General features: G+C 62.9%; 19 protein-coding genes. 10 read left to right on the forward strand and 9 right to left on the reverse strand.

From position 1 onward, the window contains the following. The first annotated feature begins 233 nt into the window (after positions 1-233). The 4 genes from ACTHL0_RS23015 (at position 234) to ACTHL0_RS23030 (ending at position 4,073) form a co-directional block, all read left to right on the forward strand. Positions 234-1,439, forward strand: coding sequence for a DUF2863 family protein (locus ACTHL0_RS23015; protein WP_440569270.1), 1,206 nt, complete (start codon positions 234-236; stop codon positions 1,437-1,439). 182 nt (positions 1,440-1,621) lie between these two features. Continuing rightward, on the forward strand, positions 1,622-2,479 hold the full coding sequence (locus tag ACTHL0_RS23020; RefSeq protein ID WP_440569271.1) for a helix-turn-helix transcriptional regulator: 858 nt from the start codon (positions 1,622-1,624) through the stop codon (positions 2,477-2,479). Positions 2,480-2,586: 107 nt separating this feature from the next. After that, positions 2,587-3,261, forward strand: a complete 675-nt coding sequence (locus tag ACTHL0_RS23025) for an energy-coupling factor ABC transporter permease (protein ID WP_440569289.1) — start codon at positions 2,587-2,589, stop codon at positions 3,259-3,261. Positions 3,262-3,470: 209 nt separating this feature from the next. Beyond that, positions 3,471-4,073 carry a BspC domain-containing protein gene (locus ACTHL0_RS23030; protein ID WP_440569272.1) on the forward strand — a complete coding sequence of 201 codons (603 nt, stop codon included), beginning with the start codon at positions 3,471-3,473 and terminating at the stop codon, positions 4,071-4,073. Between the two features lie 49 nt (positions 4,074-4,122). On the opposite strand, the gene ACTHL0_RS23035 is transcribed toward ACTHL0_RS23030, so the two are convergent. Beyond that, positions 4,123-5,280 carry a M14 family metallopeptidase gene (locus ACTHL0_RS23035; protein ID WP_440569273.1) on the reverse strand — a complete coding sequence of 386 codons (1,158 nt, stop codon included), beginning with the start codon at positions 5,278-5,280 and terminating at the stop codon, positions 4,123-4,125. A gap of 67 nt (positions 5,281-5,347) precedes the next feature. Then, positions 5,348-6,130 (reverse strand): peroxide stress protein YaaA, encoded by a 783-nt coding sequence (gene yaaA, locus ACTHL0_RS23040; RefSeq protein ID WP_440569274.1) that lies wholly within the window; start codon positions 6,128-6,130, stop codon positions 5,348-5,350. A 70-nt stretch (positions 6,131-6,200) separates the two neighbouring features. Between yaaA and ACTHL0_RS23045 the strand changes: the two genes are divergently transcribed. Together ACTHL0_RS23045 and ACTHL0_RS23050 are read left to right on the forward strand one after the other, a co-directional pair. Further along, entirely contained in the window at positions 6,201-6,761 is a 561-nt protein-coding gene (locus tag ACTHL0_RS23045) for a putative toxin-antitoxin system toxin component, PIN family (RefSeq protein WP_440569275.1), read from the forward strand. A 51-nt stretch (positions 6,762-6,812) separates the two neighbouring features. Then, positions 6,813-7,991 carry a pyridoxal phosphate-dependent aminotransferase gene (locus tag ACTHL0_RS23050; RefSeq protein WP_440569276.1) on the forward strand — a complete coding sequence of 393 codons (1,179 nt, stop codon included), beginning with the start codon at positions 6,813-6,815 and terminating at the stop codon, positions 7,989-7,991. 41 nt (positions 7,992-8,032) lie between these two features. On the opposite strand, the gene ACTHL0_RS23055 is transcribed toward ACTHL0_RS23050, so the two are convergent. After that, a complete protein-coding gene (locus ACTHL0_RS23055; protein ID WP_440569277.1) occupies positions 8,033-8,698 on the reverse strand; it encodes a glutathione S-transferase in 666 nt (221 codons plus the stop codon). 212 nt (positions 8,699-8,910) lie between these two features. On the opposite strand from ACTHL0_RS23055, the gene ACTHL0_RS23060 reads away from it, so the two are divergent. From ACTHL0_RS23060 to ACTHL0_RS23075, 4 genes are all read left to right on the forward strand, one after another. Beyond that, positions 8,911-9,711, forward strand: a complete 801-nt coding sequence (locus ACTHL0_RS23060) for an oxepin-CoA hydrolase, alternative type (RefSeq protein WP_440569278.1) — start codon at positions 8,911-8,913, stop codon at positions 9,709-9,711. Between the two features lie 187 nt (positions 9,712-9,898). Next, on the forward strand, positions 9,899-11,005 hold the full coding sequence (locus ACTHL0_RS23065; protein WP_440569280.1) for a phosphotransferase: 1,107 nt from the start codon (positions 9,899-9,901) through the stop codon (positions 11,003-11,005). An 80-nt stretch (positions 11,006-11,085) separates the two neighbouring features. Continuing rightward, positions 11,086-12,312 carry an acyl-CoA dehydrogenase family protein gene (locus tag ACTHL0_RS23070; RefSeq protein ID WP_440569281.1) on the forward strand — a complete coding sequence of 409 codons (1,227 nt, stop codon included), beginning with the start codon at positions 11,086-11,088 and terminating at the stop codon, positions 12,310-12,312. A 169-nt stretch (positions 12,313-12,481) separates the two neighbouring features. Next, positions 12,482-13,174 (forward strand): glutathione binding-like protein, encoded by a 693-nt coding sequence (locus tag ACTHL0_RS23075; RefSeq protein WP_440569282.1) that lies wholly within the window; start codon positions 12,482-12,484, stop codon positions 13,172-13,174. Positions 13,175-13,202: 28 nt separating this feature from the next. Here ACTHL0_RS23075 and ACTHL0_RS23080 read toward each other — a convergent pair whose 3' ends face one another. From ACTHL0_RS23080 to ACTHL0_RS23105, 6 genes are all read right to left on the reverse strand, one after another. After that, positions 13,203-13,673 (reverse strand): MaoC family dehydratase, encoded by a 471-nt coding sequence (locus tag ACTHL0_RS23080; protein WP_440569283.1) that lies wholly within the window; start codon positions 13,671-13,673, stop codon positions 13,203-13,205. A 59-nt stretch (positions 13,674-13,732) separates the two neighbouring features. Then, positions 13,733-14,251 (reverse strand): DUF1178 family protein, encoded by a 519-nt coding sequence (locus ACTHL0_RS23085; RefSeq protein ID WP_440569290.1) that lies wholly within the window; start codon positions 14,249-14,251, stop codon positions 13,733-13,735. Positions 14,252-14,490: 239 nt separating this feature from the next. Beyond that, positions 14,491-15,138: an NUDIX domain-containing protein gene (locus ACTHL0_RS23090; RefSeq protein ID WP_440569285.1), complete on the reverse strand. Its 648-nt coding sequence runs from the start codon at positions 15,136-15,138 to the stop codon at positions 14,491-14,493. A 39-nt stretch (positions 15,139-15,177) separates the two neighbouring features. Further along, on the reverse strand, positions 15,178-15,474 hold the full coding sequence (locus tag ACTHL0_RS23095; RefSeq protein WP_440569286.1) for a DUF2818 family protein: 297 nt from the start codon (positions 15,472-15,474) through the stop codon (positions 15,178-15,180). Beyond that, a complete protein-coding gene (gene nuoN / locus ACTHL0_RS23100) occupies positions 15,474-16,946 on the reverse strand; it encodes an NADH-quinone oxidoreductase subunit NuoN (RefSeq protein ID WP_440569287.1) in 1,473 nt (490 codons plus the stop codon). The genes ACTHL0_RS23095 and nuoN overlap by 1 nt, the downstream gene beginning before the upstream one ends. A 25-nt stretch (positions 16,947-16,971) precedes the next feature. Continuing rightward, positions 16,972-18,104, reverse strand: a 1,133-nt coding sequence (locus tag ACTHL0_RS23105) for an NADH-quinone oxidoreductase subunit M (protein WP_440569288.1), incomplete at its 5' end; no start/stop codon positions are given.

Here is an 18,104-nt window from a genome sequence, read left to right on the forward strand (position 1 = left end):
CTGAACGAGAGGGCGCATTCTAGGCGCCTTCCGAACACTACGCAAGCGAAAATTTGAACATCCGCCAAAGAGCCTGCGCGGCTGCATATCGAACCGGGCCGAATGCGGCCGAACTTCCCGCTCGGGCGCGATGTGTTCGCACCCGTACGCCGGCCAAACGCGCGGCGCGGACGACTGTGTGACGGAAGCGTCTAGAATGGAGGGCTCATTGAAACCGACTAAGTCAGCCCCCTATGCGCTCGCGAATCGCTAAACGCCTTCCCCCCGATGCCGACAAGCTGGTCGGCCTCTCCCTCGCGCTGTTCGCGTCCGGCAGCCGAATCGAAGACCGCTTCTGGGAAGCTAAGCTCGATACGCTGCTCGCGAAGATCGTCCGCAACGGAAACCAGACGACGCTCGATGCGGCGCTCGACCATCTGCAGCAGAATCACCCGGATGCATATGGTGCACTCGCCGATATGGCCGAAACACATAGCGAGTCATTCGTCATCGATCATGAGGGCACGCCCTATGAAGCGCTGCTGATCGCAGCGCCGGTACTGGCGTGGACCCGCTACATGATCCCGTCCGGCCCGCTCAAAGGCGACGCGGTCGAGGCGCTGCGCGCGCATCTGCATGCGCACGTACTGGGCGCCAACACGCGCGTCGCGCTCGCCCCGTTCCTCTACAGCATCGATCAACTGCCGCGGCATCACGTCGAAACGTACCGTCTCGCCCAGCAATTGATCCAGGCCGCGCTGAACGGTACCGCCGCGAAAATGAATTTCGGCGACCTCCCCGAAACGTCGCCTATCCTGGCCGATCCGCGCTTTCTGCTCGCCGTGGTCGCCGCGCCGGTCGGCGCGCCGCTCTTCCGCTGGCAGGAAGAAGAAAATGGCGTGCGCATCGAACGCGGCCAGTGCCTCGAACAATGGGCCACGCAAGGCGGCGCCAATCTCGCCAGCGTCCTGCCCGGTTGTGAGTTCGAATGCCTGCTGCCGGACGCCTATTACTCCGCCTGCCGTGACGCCGACGAGCGCGTGCGGCCGCACACGGTGCGCACCGCGATCCGCTACCTGTACGACACCATCGGCGCTACGCCGCAGGATTTGCGCGCCGTGGTCGCCGGCTTCGGCGAACGGCGCATCGACGAATATCGGGTCGGCTTCACGCGCCGCGGCAGTAACGATGTCATCTACGGCGTCGTCTGGCCGCTTTACGGCCGCGAAAACGGCGAGCTGGCCATCGACGAAGAAGCCGAAGACACCGGCGGCCCGCTCGAGGAAATCATCGCACTGCTAAAAGAAGCCGGCGTGACCGATATCCGCCGCCACGCAGGACGCTTCGAGCCCGAGTATTGCGACGACTGCGGCGTCCCGCTCTATGCAGATCCGCTCGGCGAGATCGTCCACGCCGAGATGCCCGAAGACGCGGAACCCGCGCAACCGCACTTCCACTGACCCCTCCCGCCTCCGCTTGCACCGTCCCGCCGCATCACCGCGCGGGACGGTGTCCTATGCCATTCGGATAGCCGCCTCATCGTAAGGAATTTGTCATGATGGCGCGACAGTGCATCGCGGCCGCCGGCGCTCATCCGGCGCCTCGCCTTGCACTGTCCGTACCGACTACAAGGAGGCAAAATATGCGGTTCGCAGTTCTCAGTCCGGAAGCCGAACGGCGCGACGGGCTCAAGGCGCTATTGCGGCAAATCGATCGGCAAGCACGGTTTTGCGAGGCTCGCGACTGGATGCATGCGAGCCGTACGATGCGTCGCGTGCCGACAGAATTACTCGTCGTCGACTGGCAGGACCCGATGCGCGCGAGCGCCGTACGCGCGTTGTTGGCCGAATACCCGCGGCTGCGTATCGCCGCGTTCGTCGACGACATCAGCGCCGCGCGCGTCCGCACCCTCGTCGATGCCGGCGTACACGGCGTCATTCCGCGCACGACGCATCCATTGCTCATCGTTCGCCTGCTGGAACTCGTGTTGGCCGGCGGCGTATATGCACCGTTTCTTGCGGAAGCGCAAACCGAGGCCACGGCCCACGCCCGCGGCGCCCTGGCGCCGCCGCTGCCCCGGCGCGGCCTGTCCGCCGATACGCCGCGGCGCAAACGTTTCGCGCCCGTCCTGTCGCCGCGCCAAGAACAGATCATGCGCTGCGTGCACATGGGCAGCACGAACAAGATGATTGCGCGCACGCTCGGCATCAGCGAAGGCACCGTCAAGATTCATCTGGCCAGCATTTTCCAGCAGTTGGGTGCGCCGAACCGCGCGGCCGCCGTCGCCATCTATAACGGCTGGCTCACGCCGCAGCTCGAAGTGCTGCGCGCCGAAGCCCAAGGCGCTCCGAAACCGGTGCTCGGGCGCAGCGGCCCCGTGCCGCTGCGGCGCGCGGCATCGTTCAAGTACCCGTTGCCGCGCCGCGACGGCCCGCTCGATCTGCCTCTCGCCGCCGAACCCGACGTCCCGTTTGGCGGCGCGCCTCCCGGTGCAGGCTGATACGGCGAGAGGGTGCGGCGCTTGCTAGGCTGATAAGAGCAGGGCGAATGGGCCGCCTTTGCGCAGCTCTTTCCCCGTTTCGCAGCCCAACGAGTAATATGGACGCCATGGGCTTCCTCTACACGCCGCTTCCGCTATGGGTCGCCGCCGGTGGCTGGGCCATCGCCGCAGCCGTGCTCGCGCTCGCCCTCGTGCAAAGGCCGTTCCGGCGGCTGCAGGACGGTACGCTCCAGCATGTCTGGCTGGCGATCATCGTGGCGATTTCGGTCCTTTGGGCAACGAACGCGTGGCTCGACGATGGCCCGGTCATGCACCTGCTGGGTGCCACCCTGCTCGTCACACTGTTCGATTGGGCGCTCGCGCTCGTGGCGATGGCGGTCGTTTCAGGGGTGGCGGCCGTCGTCTTCGATGCCGCCTGGCAAGGGGTCGCCCTCACCTTTCTCGTCTACGGCGCGATGCCGGTGGGTGTCTCGGCCTTGTTCCAGCGCGCCTGCATCGCCTGGCTTCCGCGCAACCTGCTTGTATTCATCTGTGCGCAAGGCTTCGTGTCCCCTGCGATCGCCGTGACGGTGGCCGGCGTAGCCGCCGCCGCGGCGCATATCGCACTGCCGCACGGGTCGCCTGCGGTCATCCCGATCGGCTACGCATTCAGCGTCTTCTTGCTGGCCGCCGGCGAAGCATGGTTCACCGGGATGTCGACTGCGCTCATCGCTGTCTATAAACCCACCTGGGTCACCACGAACGATGTGCGCCGCTATCGTCTCGGTGGCCCGCGCACTTAAGAACGAAGGCGGGTGCCGACGTTCAACCGGCAGCGCTTGACACGGCCGCAGCACGCCTGGCGCCAGGCGGCACACGCATCAAATCGGGCAACGCGCGTCGCACTGCCACAGTTCGGCACCGTGAATTGTCAAAAATTATTCATCACGACATTGAACTCCGCCTCCGACTGGGGCATCTTACGTGCCTGTGTCTCAATACTGCATACCGGATGGATAGCTCCAAGTTTTCACGCCGCCTGCGACAGCTCGCAGCACTATTGGCGACTTCGGCGGTTTATGTTCTGCCCTTTGTCGCTACCGCTCCCGCCCGCGCCGATACGATTGATCAGCGCAACGAAATGATCGCCCACTTCGTCAATGACATGCGTGCCGATCCGCTCGTCGCCGATTGCGCAGCGCACGGCAGTTTCGTCGCGAGCACATCGACGGTCATCGATCATGTGGACTTCCCACCGGAGGCGTTCGATTCCGCCCACGCGGAAATCACGCCTTGGCATCAGCCGTTCGACGAAGGCAAGCAACGCACCACCGTCGACAACATCGTCACGGTGGAAGGCCAGGGCATTCCGCGCGAGACATCGCACGAGCCGTATCCAGTCAAGTTTCGCTGCGGCTACGTCGGCACGCAGATGCTCGCCTTCACCTGGAACGATCCCGTCCCGCCGCTGAAGGGGCATACCGAGAGCACGTCGAAGAATAAGGGCAAGCGCCGGCACGGCGGCCATGCGACGGGCCACACGAGCAAGAGCGCAGTCAAGCACTCGACGAGCAAGAAGAAAAAATCTTCGGCCAAGTCCACCGCGAAGCATTGATCGCGGCGGCACTCAGCCGGCCGCTGCCCCTGCCAGGGGCAGCGGGCCGTCAGCCGAAGGTTTCGATCTGACGCAGCACCGCCCCCAGCATCGCCGCCCCAAGCGCCGCGCTGCGCTCGCCGTTCCAGCCCACCCGCTCATCGGGCAAGTTGGCGTTATCTTTGAACGGCATTTCGAGCGTCAACGACAAACACCCGAACGTATGGCCGATGTACTTCGAAGCGAGCTTAAGCGCGTCCTCCCTGTACTTCGAAGCCTCATAGCCGTGCTTGTCCTGGAAGTCGGGGCTGGCTTGCTTGAATGCGTCGATGAATGCCTGCTGCTCGCGTGATTGCTGCTCGGTGAAACTGGGCAGCATCTCGCTGCCGGCGACGAACACGTACGGAAGGGCTTCATCGCCGTGGATGTCGAAGAACATATCGCAGCCGTTCACGTGGATCGCCTCGCGCACGGCGAAGACCTCCGGACTGCGCTCGGCATCGGGCTGCAACCATTCGCGATTCAGGTTCGCGCCCGCGGCGTTCGTGCGCAGGTTGCCGCGCACGCTCCCGTCAGGGTTCATATTCGGGACGATGTAGAAGACGGCGTGCGCGTAGAGCTTGCGTGCCACCGGATCGCCCGACCAGTCGCCCCAGCCCGCCAACCGTTTCACCAACCCTTCGATGAACCACTCGGCCATCGTTTCGCCCGGATGCTGCCGCGCGACGATCCATACTTTCTTTTTCGGCCGCCCCGTGCTCGTTTCGGGCGTGCCCAGCACGAGCAGCGACATCGGCCGGCCCTCGACAGTGCGCCCGAGCTCGACGAGCGTCGCGTGCGGCATCTGCTGCACCGCGCCGAGGAATTCGGAATGCCGCTCTTCGCTGTACGGCTCGAAGTAGGCGTAATAGATCGAATCGAAATCGGGCGTGTGATCGATCGTCAGCGTTTGCCCGTCGTACGACGTCGGCACGCGGAACCAGTTGACGCGATCGTAGCTGGCCATGGCCCGATAGCCATGCCAGCCTTGTGCGAATACGCATTGCGCCGCATTGTCGAATGTCATCACGCAGCGCTCGCCGCGCGCGCCGGAAAGCCGGAAATAGAACCATTGCGCGACATCGGCGTGGCTGTCGCGACGAATGCGCAGACGAATGTCGCCGGCTTGCTCGCAGGAGACGACTTCAATCGCCCCCGCGTCGAAATTGCTGGTGATCGAAAGATTCATAACGTCTCCGGGATCGCTGGGTTTAAATGAATCGGTGAACTAACGACGAAGCGCGGATCGAGCGGGATCAATCGGCGATGCGACGGCGGAATACGAACGTCGCGTCGTTCGACGCCGCGGGATCGAATGCGTACCCTTCGGCAGCGAAATCCTTCAGCTTCTCAGGCACGTCGATCCGCCGCTCGACGGCGAAGCGCGCCATCAAGCCTCGCGCCCGCTTGGCGTGAAAGCTGATGATCTTGTAGCGGCCGCCCTTCCAGTCTTCGAATACAGGCGTGATCACGCGCGCGTCGAGCCGCTTGGGCCGAACGGATTTGAAATATTCGGTGGATGCGCAATTCACCAATACCCGCTCAGCGCCCTTGTTCCGCCGCAACTGCGCGCTAAGCGCTTCGGTAATCCGATCGCCCCAGAACGCGTAGAGATCCTTGCCGCGCGGGTTCGATAAGCGCGTGCCCATTTCGAGGCGGTAAGGCTGCAGTAGATCGAGCGGACGCAGCAGGCCGTACAGCCCCGAGAGCACGCGCACGTGGCGCTGCGCGTAATCGAGATCGGCGGCGGAGAGCGTCTTTGCGTCGAAGCCCTCATAAACATCGCCGTTGAATGCGAGCACGGCCTGCTTGGCATTGTCGGTGCTGAACGTGGTCGACCAATCGGCGTAGCGCTGGAAATTCAATCGAGCCAGCGTATCGGAAATATCCATCAACGATGCGATCTGCTGCGGCGAATAGCGCCGCAATTCGTCGATGAGCTGCGCAGCGTCGTCGACAAAATCGGGGATCGTATGTTTCGAAACATGAGGGGGCGTCTCGTAGTCGAGCGACTTGGCCGGAGACAAAACAATTATCATAAGGGCTCGCCGAAAGGCTCGCCGGCACGCCGTGCCGGGCGGAAGGAAACAAAAGACACGATTGTAGCGAATGCCCCCTACCGATGCCGAAGGCTTGGCGCGCACGCCGCGCGTGGTACTCGATTCCAACGTCTGGATCGATATCCTCGTATTTGACGATCAGGTAGCACGCCCGATTCGCGCCGCCCTCGAGCGCGGCGCGCTCGAGGCCGTCATCGATTCGCGATGCCTGGCCGAGCTGGCTCATGTGCTCGACTATCCACAGTTCGTCGCGCGCGCCGTCGACAAATCGGCCGCGCTGGCGGCCGTTGCCACGCTGGCCACGCTCACCACAGCCGTCACGGCCGCTACCGCCACCACGCTCGAGCAGCCGCCACCCGCGCCTCAGGCCAGCGTGCCGCTGCCTAAATGCAAGGACCGCGACGATCAAAAATTTCTCGAGCTCGCACATCTCGCCAAGGCCGATTGGCTCGTCTCGAAGGACCGCGCCCTGCTTAAGCTCAACAAGCGCACCGCGCGCGATTTCGGCTTTCGGATCACCGAGCCCGCGCCATTCGTCTCGGCCTGTGCGCTGAGTCGCGATCTCGCCGCCGATGTGCCCGGCGGCACGGCCGGACCGGTGCCGGCATGAACTTCGGGTTTGTTATCTTTACCGTTACCGCTCTCGCTTAAAGTCCGCGCCATGAATGCACCGCACGAATCCGCCCATCCGCCCTTCGCCGCCCTTGCCTCGCGTCTGCCGAACGTCGGCACGACGATCTTCACGGTCATGAGCGCGCTCGCCGCGGAACGCGGCGCCGTCAACCTGGGCCAAGGCTTCCCCGATTTCGATTGCGACGAACGGATCGTCGATGCTGTGTCGCGCGCCATGCGCGAAGGCCACAACCAGTATCCGCCGATGGCCGGCGTCGCGCCGCTGCGCGAAGCGATCGCGCGCAAAATCGAGGCGATCCACGGCCGCGCCTACGATCCGCAGACGGAGATCACCGTCACGGCCGGCGCGACGCAAGCGCTTTTGACGACGATCCTCGCCACCGTGCATCCGGGCGACGAAGTGATCGTGCTCGAGCCGACATACGACAGTTATGTTCCGTCGATCGAGCTGGCCGGCGGCAAACCCGTATTCGTGTCGCTCGAGGCGCCCGACTACGCGATCGACTTCGATCAGCTCGCCCGCGCCATCACACCGCGTACGCGCCTGCTACTCATCAATACGCCGCATAACCCGACCGGCCGCGTCTGGCACGCCGACGACATGCGGCGGCTCGAGGACATCGTGCGCAACACGAACGTGTTGATTCTTTCCGACGAAGTCTACGAGCACATGGTGTATGACGGTGCACCGCACCAGAGCGTCGCGCGGTATCCGGAACTCGCTCGCCGCAGCTTCGTCGTGTCGAGCTTCGGCAAGACATTCCACGTCACGGGTTGGAAGGTCGGTTACGTGGCGGCGCCGGCCGCGTTGATGGCCGAGTTCCGCAAGGTCCATCAGTTCAACGTCTTTACCGTGAACACACCGATGCAGATGGGTCTGGCCGCGTATCTCGCCGATCCTGCGCCATACGTCGAACTTCCGGCGTTCTATCAACGCAAGCGCGACTTCTTCCGCGCAGGGCTCTCGGCAACGCGCTTCAAGCTGCTGCCTTGCGAAGGAACGTATTTTCAATGCGTCGATTATTCGGCGATCAGCGATCTGCCCGAGGAGGCATTCGCGAAGTGGCTGACGACCGAGATCGGGGTGGCGGCCATTCCCGTCTCGGCGTTCTATCACGAGCCGCACGAGTCGGGCGTTGTGCGCTTTTGCTTCGCCAAACGCGAAGCCACGCTTGCCACCGCCCTCGAACGGCTCGCGCAGCTGTGAGGGAAAGCGGTGCGTCCCCCGCCGCACGGGCCCGTCCGGGGTTACGCGCCCTTGACCGCCGCGGCGCGTGCGGCCATCTCAGCTTTGCGGTCGGCCGCGATCCGTTGCGCGGCGGGATGCGCCTCCTCGACCACCTTCACATACGCCTTCCAATCGATGCCGGCATCGAGCAGCATGTCGCGGCCGAGAACGGTCTTCGTCACGAGACCGATAATCGGCAAGCTCACGTACGCGCAGATATCCGCACACGTGAATGTCTCGCCACGAACGTAGGGCGCAAACTTCGCGATCCGCTTGAACCCGTCGATCGTGCGCGTCAGTGTGCGCTCGACGCGCTCCTTCGCCTCATCGCTCGTCATGCGGCCGATCAGCATCTGCAGATACAGTTCGCGCGCGACGAGTTCCACATGCAATTCGAGCACGGCCGCCAACTGGCGCACTTTCGCCGCCTCGAACGGATCAGCCGGGAAAATCGCCTTCTGGGGATAACGCGCGGCCAGATATTCCACGATGACTTGCGATTCGCTTAAATCGCCTTCCTCGGTGCGGATAAACGGTACCTTGCCAAGGGGCGTACGAGCCAGCGTGTCTTCGTCTGTGATGGGTAGCCTCACCGGTACCTCCTCGAACGCGATATCGTGTTCGAGCAGGACGAACTTGACCTTGTTGTAGTAATTCGAAAACGCAGTGCCGTGAAGTTGAATCATTCGTCTCTCCAAGCGAACATCGATTAAGGGCGTCAACGGTGCCGCGCTGGGCAACCGGCATCCGATCAGGGGGGTTGAATAAAACGACCGTGCTATTCTAACCGCTCGTCCGGATATCGGACCTCCAACAATGGCTTGACGTTCCGACTCGCCGCGCGGCATAAGCATCGTCATCGATCAACCAACGAAACGCTGGAACAAGGAGACATCTCATGAGCGCAGAGCTGCTGGCCGGGAGGCCGCCCGAAAGCGAGTCCACCCTCGTCCTGACGCTGTCCAATCCGGGCGCTCGCAACGCATTGCACCCCGACATGTACGCGGCCGGTATTCAGGCACTCGAAACGGCTGAGCGCGATCCTTCGATTCGCGCCATTGTCCTGACAGGTGCCGACGACTTCTTTTGCGCAGGCGGCAACCTGAACCGCCTGCTCGAAAACCGCGCGAAAGAGCCATCCGTTCAGGCGCAAAGCATCGATCTGCTCGCACAGTGGGTGCTGGCGCTGCGCACATCGCGCAAGCCCGTGATTGCGGCCGTGGCCGGCGCGGCGGCCGGCGCCGGCTTTTCGCTCGCGCTCGCCTGCGATCTCATCATCGCGGCCGACGACGCCAAGTTCGTCATGTCGTACGCGCGTGTCGGCTTGACGCCCGACGGCGGCGGCTCGTGGTTCCTTGCACAAGCGCTGCCCCGTGCGCTCGCCACGGAAATCCTGCTGGAGGCCAAGCCTGTCTCGGCCGAGCGGCTGCATGCGCTCGGCGTCGTCAATCGCCTCGTCAAGACCGCTCAGCTGCGCGACGCCGCAATCGCTTGGGCCGACGAACTCGGCCGCGGTTCGCCGAATGCGCAGGCAGGCGTCAAGTCGCTCATCGCCGCGGCGGGCGCGCGCTCGCTGGTCGATCATTTGACCGTCGAGCGCGATGAATTCGTCGCGGCCCTGCATCACGCCGATGCGTTGGAAGGCATCACGGCGTTCCTCGAAAAGCGTCCCGCGCGCTACCGGGCAGAGCGCGCATGACGGGCCTTCGCAACCAGGCCGGTAGACGCAGCCGTTTGGCGACCTGCATCATACAAGGTTGAAAATGCTAATGCTCTTCTCGCCATACCGGCGCTATTGGCGAGCTTAGGGCGAGCTCAGGACCCCCTCGCCTCTGCATCTTCGCTTTTCGTCATCGAACACCTCTCACCATTAGCGGGAGCGTTACATGGCAACGAACGAGCCGGCGGAACCACCCAGCAAGGAACAGGACTACGCGGCGTTCGCCGGGACGCACGCCGTATCGGAACAGCAGCGATTCGATAACGATGCACTCGACGCCTGGCTGCGCGAGCACGTGGCCGGTTTCACCGGCCCGTTGACCGTCGAGCAATTCGCCGGCGGCCAATCGAACCCAACATTCAAGCTCATCACACCTTCGCGCAGCTATGTCATGCGCGCCAAACCGGGACCCGCAGCCAAGCTGTTGCCGTCGGCCCACGCGATCGAGCGCGAGTATCGCGTCATGCATGCGCTCTCGGGCACCGACGTCCCCGTCGCCGAAATGCTCACGCTGTGCGAAGACGAAGCGGTGATGGGCCGCTCGTTCTACGTGATGGATTACGTCGAAGGCCGCGTGCTATGGGATCCGTCGTTGCCCGGCATGGCGCCGGCAGAGCGCGCGGCGATTTTCGACGAAATGAATCGTGTCATCGTGGCGTTGCATTCGCTGAATCCGGCCGCGGTCGGTCTTGCCGATTACGGCAAACCCGGCAACTATCTCGCGCGCCAAATCGCGCGCTGGAGCAAGCAGTACGTGGCGTCGGAAACGGAGCCGATTGAGGCCATGCATCGTCTCATCGATTGGCTGCCGATGCATCTGCCGCCCGATACCGGCGAGCATGTGGCCGTGGTGCACGGCGACTATCGCCTCGACAATCTCATCTTCCATCCAAGCGAGCCGCGCATTCTTGCGGTACTCGATTGGGAGCTGTCAACGCTCGGCGATCCAATCGTCGACTTCGCCTATCACTGCATGGCCTGGCACGTCGACCCGGTACAGTTCCGCGGCATTGCGGGCCTGAGCTGGGAAACGCTTGGGATCCCGGACGAGCGGGGTTACGTCGATCGGTACTGCGAGCGCACGGGCTTTTCGATTCCCGGCGATTGGAATTTTTATCTCGCCTTCAACATGTTCCGCATCGCGGCGATCCTGCAAGGGATCATGAAACGAGTGACCGTCGGCACCGCGTCGAGCGCGCAAGCGGTCGACGCCGGGCGGCGTGCGCGGCCGATGGCCGAACTCGCCTGGTCGTACGCACAGAAAGTGCCATAACGGTCGCGCTTATTCACCCTCACATCGTCAGCACCGGCAAGCGCGCCGTGCGCGAGGCCGTCATCATCGCGAGGACGCAAATGAATTTCGATTACACCCCGAAGGTCCAGGCTCTGCGCGCGAAGTTGCTCGAATTCTTCGACGCCCACATTTATCCGAACGAGCGCGCATTCATCGAAGAAGTCTCGCGCAACCGCGCCGCAGGCAATGCATGGGTGCCCACCGAGCTCGTGGAGACGTTGAAGGTGCGCGCCCGGGAAGCGGGCCTATGGAACTTGTTCCTGCCCGACTCTCCTCGTGGCGCCGGGCTGACGAATCTGGAATACGCGCCGCTCGCGGAGATCATGGGGCGCGTGCCCTGGGCACCCGAAATCTTCAACTGCAACGCGCCCGACACGGGCAACATGGAAACGCTCGAACGCTATGGCTCCGACGAGCAAAAGCGGACGTGGCTTGTACCGCTGCTCGACGGCACCATCCGCTCGGCATTTTTAATGACGGAGCCCGACGTTGCGTCGTCCGATGCGACGAACATCGAAACACGCATCGAACGCGATGGCGACACGTACGTCATCAACGGCCGCAAATGGTGGTCCTCGGGTGCCGGCGATCCACGCTGCAAGGTCTACATCGTCATGGGAAAGACCGACCCGCACGCACCGAAGCATGCGCAGCAGTCGATGATCCTCGTGCCCGCCGACGCGCCCGGCGTGACCGTCCATCGTCCGTTGCACGTATTCGGATACGACGATGCGCCGCATGGCCACATGGACATCTCGCTCGAAAACGTGCGCGTGAATGCGTCGAACATCTTGCTCGGCGAAGGCCGCGGCTTCGAGATCGCCCAAGGCCGACTGGGGCCGGGGCGCATCCACCACTGCATGCGCCTCATCGGCCTCGCCGAACGCGCGCTCGAACTGATGTGCAAACGGGCCTCCGCACGCATTGCATTCGGCAAACCGATCGCCGCGCAAACCGTCACGCAGGAACGCATCGCCGAAGCCCGCTGCATGATCGAACAAGCCCGGCTGCTGACGCTGAAGACGGCCTACATGATGGATACCGTCGGCAATAAGGGGGCGCGCGGCGAGATCGCGATGATCAAGGTGGTGGCGCCGAACATGGCTTGCCAGGTCATCGATTGGGCGATCCAGGCGCACGGCGGCGGCGGCATGTGCGACGATTTCCCACTCGCCTACGCGTACACCTGCGCGCGCACGCTGCGCTTCGCCGATGGTCCCGATGAAGTGCATCGCAACGCGATCGCGAAGCTCGAGTTGGCGCGCTATATCCCCTCGGCACACTGAGCCGTCGTCGCCGCGCGCCGGGACGAGATGCAGACGCCGACGGCTTGCCCCATACCCGTATCGCCGTCATGGCCTTGCTCCAGGCCGCCAGCAACAACCGGCGATCCATGCTAATTTCCGCGTGCATCGGCGCCGCGCGGTGCGGCGCCGGCAAGCACCAGGAGCCGCGATGATCGACGTCTACAGCTGGGCCACGCCGAACGGCCACAAAGTTCACATCATGCTCGAGGAAACCGGCCTCGAGTACCGCGTTCATCCGATCGATATCGGCGCCGGCGATCAGTTCGAGCCGGCGTTTCTGGCGATCAGCCCGAACAACAAGATTCCGGCGATCGTCGATAGCGACGGCCCGAGCGGTCAACCGCTATCGCTGTTCGAGTCGGGCGCCATTCTCGTCTATCTCGCCGAAAAGACCGGCAAGCTCTTGCCGGCCGATCCTGCCGGCCGCTATGCGACGTTGCAATGGCTGATGTTTCAGATGGGTGGGCTCGGGCCGATGTTGGGTCAGACGCATCATTTCCGCATCTACGCGCCGCAGCAGATCGAATACGCGGTGAACCGCTATACGAACGAGGCGAAGCGTTTGTACGGCGTCATGGATACGCAACTTGGCAAGTCGGCTTTCCTCGCGGGCAACGACTACACAATCGCGGATATCGCCGCGTTCCCCTGGACACGGTCCTGGCAAAACCAGGGAGTGGATCTGGCAGAGTACCCGAACGTCAAGCGCTGGCACGAGGCGATCGCCGCACGTCCGGCCGTGCAGCGCGGCGTGGAAGTGCTGGCATCGGCGCGGCGCGCGCTGACCGACGATAAAGCGAGGGACATTCTGTTCGGGGCAACGCAGTACGCGAAGCATTAAAGCGCGCTGATCAACGGCGAGACAGCCGTCATACCGCTGCGCCGCCTGGCGCCTGCGGATGCCGCAGCCCGAACATCACGTTCGAGCGCACGGTAACGACGGTTTCGCCGTCTTGATTAATCCCTTCCCACAACGTGGTCACGATGCCGCGATCGGGCTGGCTCTTTGAAACGCGCTTGGCCAGCACCGAGTTGTACATGCGCAGGCAATCGCCGGGCCGCACGGGCTTCAACCAGCGGATTTCGTCGATACCGGGCGAGCCGACCGAGGTGGATCCCGTCAACCGATTGCGCACGAGCATGCCCATCATGACGGAGCATGTATGCCAGCCACTCGCAATCAACCCACCGAACGGCGAAGCCTGGGCCGCTGCATCGTCGACATGAAACGGCTGCGGATCGAAGCGTTCGGCGAATTCGACAATCTCCTCGACCGTGAACGTATGCGTGCCGACTTCGTCACGCGAACCGACTTCCAAATCCTCGTAGCTGATCCCCATCCGGCAGTTTCCTATCGTTCTATTGCCCCGATGCCCGATCGTCAAATCGCCCTGTCGTCCTATTGCAACGACTCTTTCGGCACACAAGCGCCGGGCACCGCCATCACTTCAATGCCTTCATCGACCAGCGCCCGTGCATCCTCGGGCGTCGTCACACCGCGAATGCTGCGTGCCGGTGCCTCGTTGTAATGAATGCGGCGGGCTTCCTCGGCGAAGCGATCGCCGACGTTTTCCGCATTGCCCACGACCTCGCGCAGCATCCGCAACGCCATGGCTTCGAACTCCCGGGCCCGCTGCGCAACCTGCGCAACGCCTTCCGGCTGACGGCCCTCGCCTGCCTGAGCGCCTTGCGGACCTTGTGGACCTTGCTCATCGCGCGCTTGCGCCCCGCCCTGCCGAGTCCGCGTCGCCCCCGACAAATTCAGGCGCGGCGCCGACGGCATGCGGCTGACTTCCGTTGCCGAGCAAATCGGACATTCGATCAATTTGCGTGACAACTGCGATTCGAAATCACCATCGGAGCCAAACCAGCCTTCGAAACGATGACCGAGCGGACACTGTAAATCGAGAACCTTCATGCTGAACGTCGAACGAATGGGCTGGTGCCTGTTCATGCCGCTTCCAGGCAACGCACACTTTCTTGTTGAAAATCGAAATGGGCGCGCTGGCCCAAGGCCCGTTGATAGATGCCCCCAAGGGTGTGTTCACGCCCACTCCCGGGTCATGAACGCGCCCTAGGGCCTGTTCACGCTAATTCCAGGCTTGCCAGTGTAGCGCAAACGGAGCGAACGGTCGTTCTCCTCCGTTTGCCTGCATTTTATGAGCCGGCGCCCTCATCCTCCGCACCGGGCATGACCGGAAACGGGGGTTCTCTTCGATCGGGTTGCCAGGTTCCGGACAGCACCTTTTCGAGCCAAAAGTGCCCGATGATCGTCTTCACGTCGGACACTTCACCCGTGCGGATCCATTCACCCATCTGCGTCACGTCGGCCGTAAAGATTTCGAGAAATTCTTCATCGTCGAGTTCCTGCCGGCCGGCGGTCAGCCCACGGGCCAAAAAGATATCGATGAACTCCGTCGAATAGGAAATGATCGGATGGATACGCGTGAGGAACGTGAATTCGCGCGCCGAATACCCGGTTTCCTCGCGCAGCTCGCGTTCGGCGCAAGCCAGTGCGCCTTCGTTCGGATCGAGCTTGCCCGCCGGGAACTCGATCATGACCTTCCCAATGGGATAACGGTACTGCCGCTCCAGCAGGACCCGGCCGTCATCGAACAGCGGAATCACCATGACGGCGCCCGAATGCACGACGTATTCGCGCGTCGTCTGCTTACCATCGGGCAAGCGGATCGTATCGCGTTTGACTTTGAGGAAATTGCCGTCGTAGACGGATTCGCCGCCCAGGCGCGTTTCGACCAGCGACGCGTCATGATGCGGCGAACGGGGATCGGACGATTCGGCCATCGCACTGCCTCCGGGGAGTAGCCGACGGCCGCCTGACCGTCAGCGACGTTTGACGAGATATTGAAACGTAAAGCCGGGGAACGCGAACACGACGAACATGCTGAACGTGATCGCGTAGAACTGCCAGCCTTGATCGAAACGGTTGCCCGCGCGCGCTTCGAGCGCAAAACCGATGATACCGATCGCAAAATACAGCACGATCATTTCGGCTATGCGAATCCACGCGCTCTTTTTCACCGCGCGCAGCGGCACCAGGGCGAACAGCCGCTGGTTAAAGAACGGCACGTTGGCGCCAACGAGCGCCAACAGCACAATGAACCAGCCTGCCGCCGACATCAGAGGAGCAGCGTGTGCTGAACCGCATTCAGGCACAGCGTCATAAGCGGGCCCGGCACGAGACCGAGCACGACCACGGCGACGCCGTTCAGCACGAGCAGCCAGCGGCCCGACAGATCGCTTTCGAGCGGCGACGTATCTTGCGGCGCATCGAAGTACATCAGCTTGACGATCCGCAAGTAGTAGAACGCACCGAACAACGACGTGATCACGGCCAGCACGGCGAGCCAGGTCAGGCCGGCGTTCACCGTCGACTGCAGCACCGCCAGTTTCGCGTAGAAGCCAACCGTCGGAGGAATACCCGCCAACGAGAACATCATCGCCATCATGACGAAGGCGAACACCGGGCTGCGTTTGTTCAAGCCCTTGAAGTCGTCCAGCGTATCGGCTTCGAAATCGCGGCGCGCGAGCAACATGACGATGCCGAACGAGCCGAGCGTCGTCAGCAGGTAGATGATGCTGTAGAACATCGCCGAGCTATAGGCGCCGGCCATGCCGTCCGCCTTGCCGTCCACCACGCCCGAAAGCAGGCCGAGCAGCACGAAGCCCATGTTCGAGATGGCCGAGTACGCCAGCATCCGCTTGACGTTACGCTGCACGATGCCGGTGATGTTACCGACGATCAGCGACAGCGCAGCGAAGATCGTCAGCATCTGCTGCCAATCGCCAGCCAACGGGAGCATGCCCATCACGAGCAAGCGCAAGCCCCAGGCGAAGGCCGCAACCTTCGGGCCGCCGCCGACGAGCAGCGTCATCGCCGTCGGCGCACCGTGATAGACATCGGGCACCCACATATGGAACGGCACCGCACCCATCTTGAACGCGACGCCGGCCACGACGAAGATCACGCCGAACAACAGCACCGTGTTGTTGATGTGACCCGATGCGATCGCCTTGAGCACTTCGTTCAGATCGAGCGAACCCGTCGCGCCATAGAGCATCGACATGCCGTACAGCAGGAAGCCGGAAGCCAGTGCGCCAAGCACGTAGTACTTCATCGCCGCTTCGTTCGACTGCGACGCATCGCGACGCAGCGCGATCGCCGCATACAGCGACAGCGACATCAACTCGAGGCCCAGATACAGCGTGAGGAAGTTGCTGCCCGAAATCATGACGAGCTGGCCGAGCAGCGCGAACATGCCGAGCAGGAAGAAATCCCCGCGGAACAGGTTGCGGTGTTCGAGGTACTTGCGCGAATAGACCATCGTCACCGCGTAGCCGATCGACACCACGGCCTTCATCGCACTTGCAAAGCCGTCGACGACGTACATGTGCGAGAAGAAGTAATGCGGCTGCGGATCGAAGACGAGCGCGACGAACCAGACGCCCGAGATGATCGACGAAAGTACCGCGATCAGGTACGTCAAGCGCTTGCCCGACTCGCCGGCGAACGTTTCGTTCAGCCATGCGAGGACGGCAGCCGCCATCAGCAGCCCATCGGGCAACAAGAGAGACATAGAAGCGTTTTGCATGATCTTTTCGTTGCTCCGCTCGGCGTTACTGAGACACCGGCAGCTTGGACTGCGCGACGTGAGTCAGGAGGTTGTCCACGGAAGCGTGCATCACATCGGTGAAGGGCTTCGGATACACGCCCATGAGCAGCGTCAGCCCGGCCAGCACGCCGAGAATCAGATATTCGCGGCGGTTGATGTCCTTCAGTTCCTTCACGTGCTCGTTCGCCACGGCACCGAAGTACACGCGCTTGTACATCCACAGCGTGTACGCGGCACCGAGAATGAGCGTGAACGCCGCACCGAACGCGATCCAGAAGTTGAACTGAACCGCCGCGAGAATCACCATGAACTCGCCGACGAAACCCGAGGTACCCGGCAGGCCGCAGTTGGCCATCGAGAACAGCATCGTCAGCGCGGCGAACTTCGGCATGACGTTCACGACGCCGCCGTAATCGGCGATCTGACGCGAATGCATACGGTCGTACAGCACGCCGATGCAAAGGAACATCGCGCCCGACACGAAGCCGTGCGAGATCATCTGCACGATCGCGCCTTCGACGCCGAGCTGATTGAAGATGAAGAAGCCGAGCGTGACGAAACCCAGGTGCGCGATCGACGAATACGCCACGAGCTTCTTCATATCCGCTTGCACCATCGCCACGAGGCCGATGTAGATCACGGCGATCAACGACAGCGTGATGACGACGGGCGCGAGTGCATGGCTTGCATCGGGGGCGATCGGCAGCGAGAAGCGCAGGAAACCGTACGCGCCAAGCTTCAGCATGATCGCGGCCAGCACAACGGAGCCGCCCGTCGGCGCTTCCACGTGGGCGTCAGGCAACCACGTGTGCACCGGCCACATCGGCACCTTCACCGCGAACGCGAGGAAGAACGCTATGAATAGCAGGATCTGCGGCGTCATCGCGATCCGCGCACCCTGCCATGCCGCCAGATCGAACGTGCCCGTCTGGACGTACAGATAAATCAGCGCCACCAGCATCAACAGCGAGCCGGCCAGCGTGTAGAGGAAGAACTTGAACGCGGCGTAAATCCGGTTCGGGCCGCCCCACACGCCGATGATCAGGTACATCGGGATCAGCGTCGCTTCGAAGAAGACGTAGAACAGCAAGCCGTCCGCAGCCGAGAACACGCCGACCATGATCCCCGAGAGGATCA

This window comes from Trinickia sp., assembly GCF_051961175.1.
Taxonomy (GTDB): Bacteria; Pseudomonadota; Gammaproteobacteria; order Burkholderiales; family Burkholderiaceae; genus Trinickia.

Coding starts and splice junctions, on each gene's coding strand:
- ACTHL0_RS23050 (WP_440569276.1), top strand. CDS start 6,813: ATGAATGCACCGCACGAATCCGCCCATCCGCCCTTCGCCGCCCTTGCC.
- ACTHL0_RS23070 (WP_440569281.1), top strand. CDS start 11,086: ATGAATTTCGATTACACCCCGAAGGTCCAGGCTCTGCGCGCGAAGTTG.
- ACTHL0_RS23060 (WP_440569278.1), top strand. CDS start 8,911: ATGAGCGCAGAGCTGCTGGCCGGGAGGCCGCCCGAAAGCGAGTCCACC.
- ACTHL0_RS23065 (WP_440569280.1), top strand. CDS start 9,899: ATGGCAACGAACGAGCCGGCGGAACCACCCAGCAAGGAACAGGACTAC.
- nuoN (WP_440569287.1), bottom strand. CDS start 16,946: ATGCAAAACGCTTCTATGTCTCTCTTGTTGCCCGATGGGCTGCTGATG.
- ACTHL0_RS23075 (WP_440569282.1), top strand. CDS start 12,482: ATGATCGACGTCTACAGCTGGGCCACGCCGAACGGCCACAAAGTTCAC.
- ACTHL0_RS23045 (WP_440569275.1), top strand. CDS start 6,201: ATGCCCCCTACCGATGCCGAAGGCTTGGCGCGCACGCCGCGCGTGGTA.
- ACTHL0_RS23025 (WP_440569289.1), top strand. CDS start 2,587: ATGGGCTTCCTCTACACGCCGCTTCCGCTATGGGTCGCCGCCGGTGGC.
- ACTHL0_RS23020 (WP_440569271.1), top strand. CDS start 1,622: ATGCGGTTCGCAGTTCTCAGTCCGGAAGCCGAACGGCGCGACGGGCTC.
- ACTHL0_RS23085 (WP_440569290.1), bottom strand. CDS start 14,251: ATGAAGGTTCTCGATTTACAGTGTCCGCTCGGTCATCGTTTCGAAGGC.
- ACTHL0_RS23080 (WP_440569283.1), bottom strand. CDS start 13,673: ATGGGGATCAGCTACGAGGATTTGGAAGTCGGTTCGCGTGACGAAGTC.
- ACTHL0_RS23030 (WP_440569272.1), top strand. CDS start 3,471: ATGGATAGCTCCAAGTTTTCACGCCGCCTGCGACAGCTCGCAGCACTA.
- yaaA (WP_440569274.1), bottom strand. CDS start 6,130: ATGATAATTGTTTTGTCTCCGGCCAAGTCGCTCGACTACGAGACGCCC.
- ACTHL0_RS23095 (WP_440569286.1), bottom strand. CDS start 15,474: ATGTCGGCGGCAGGCTGGTTCATTGTGCTGTTGGCGCTCGTTGGCGCC.
- ACTHL0_RS23090 (WP_440569285.1), bottom strand. CDS start 15,138: ATGGCCGAATCGTCCGATCCCCGTTCGCCGCATCATGACGCGTCGCTG.
- ACTHL0_RS23015 (WP_440569270.1), top strand. CDS start 234: ATGCGCTCGCGAATCGCTAAACGCCTTCCCCCCGATGCCGACAAGCTG.
- ACTHL0_RS23055 (WP_440569277.1), bottom strand. CDS start 8,698: ATGATTCAACTTCACGGCACTGCGTTTTCGAATTACTACAACAAGGTC.
- ACTHL0_RS23035 (WP_440569273.1), bottom strand. CDS start 5,280: ATGAATCTTTCGATCACCAGCAATTTCGACGCGGGGGCGATTGAAGTC.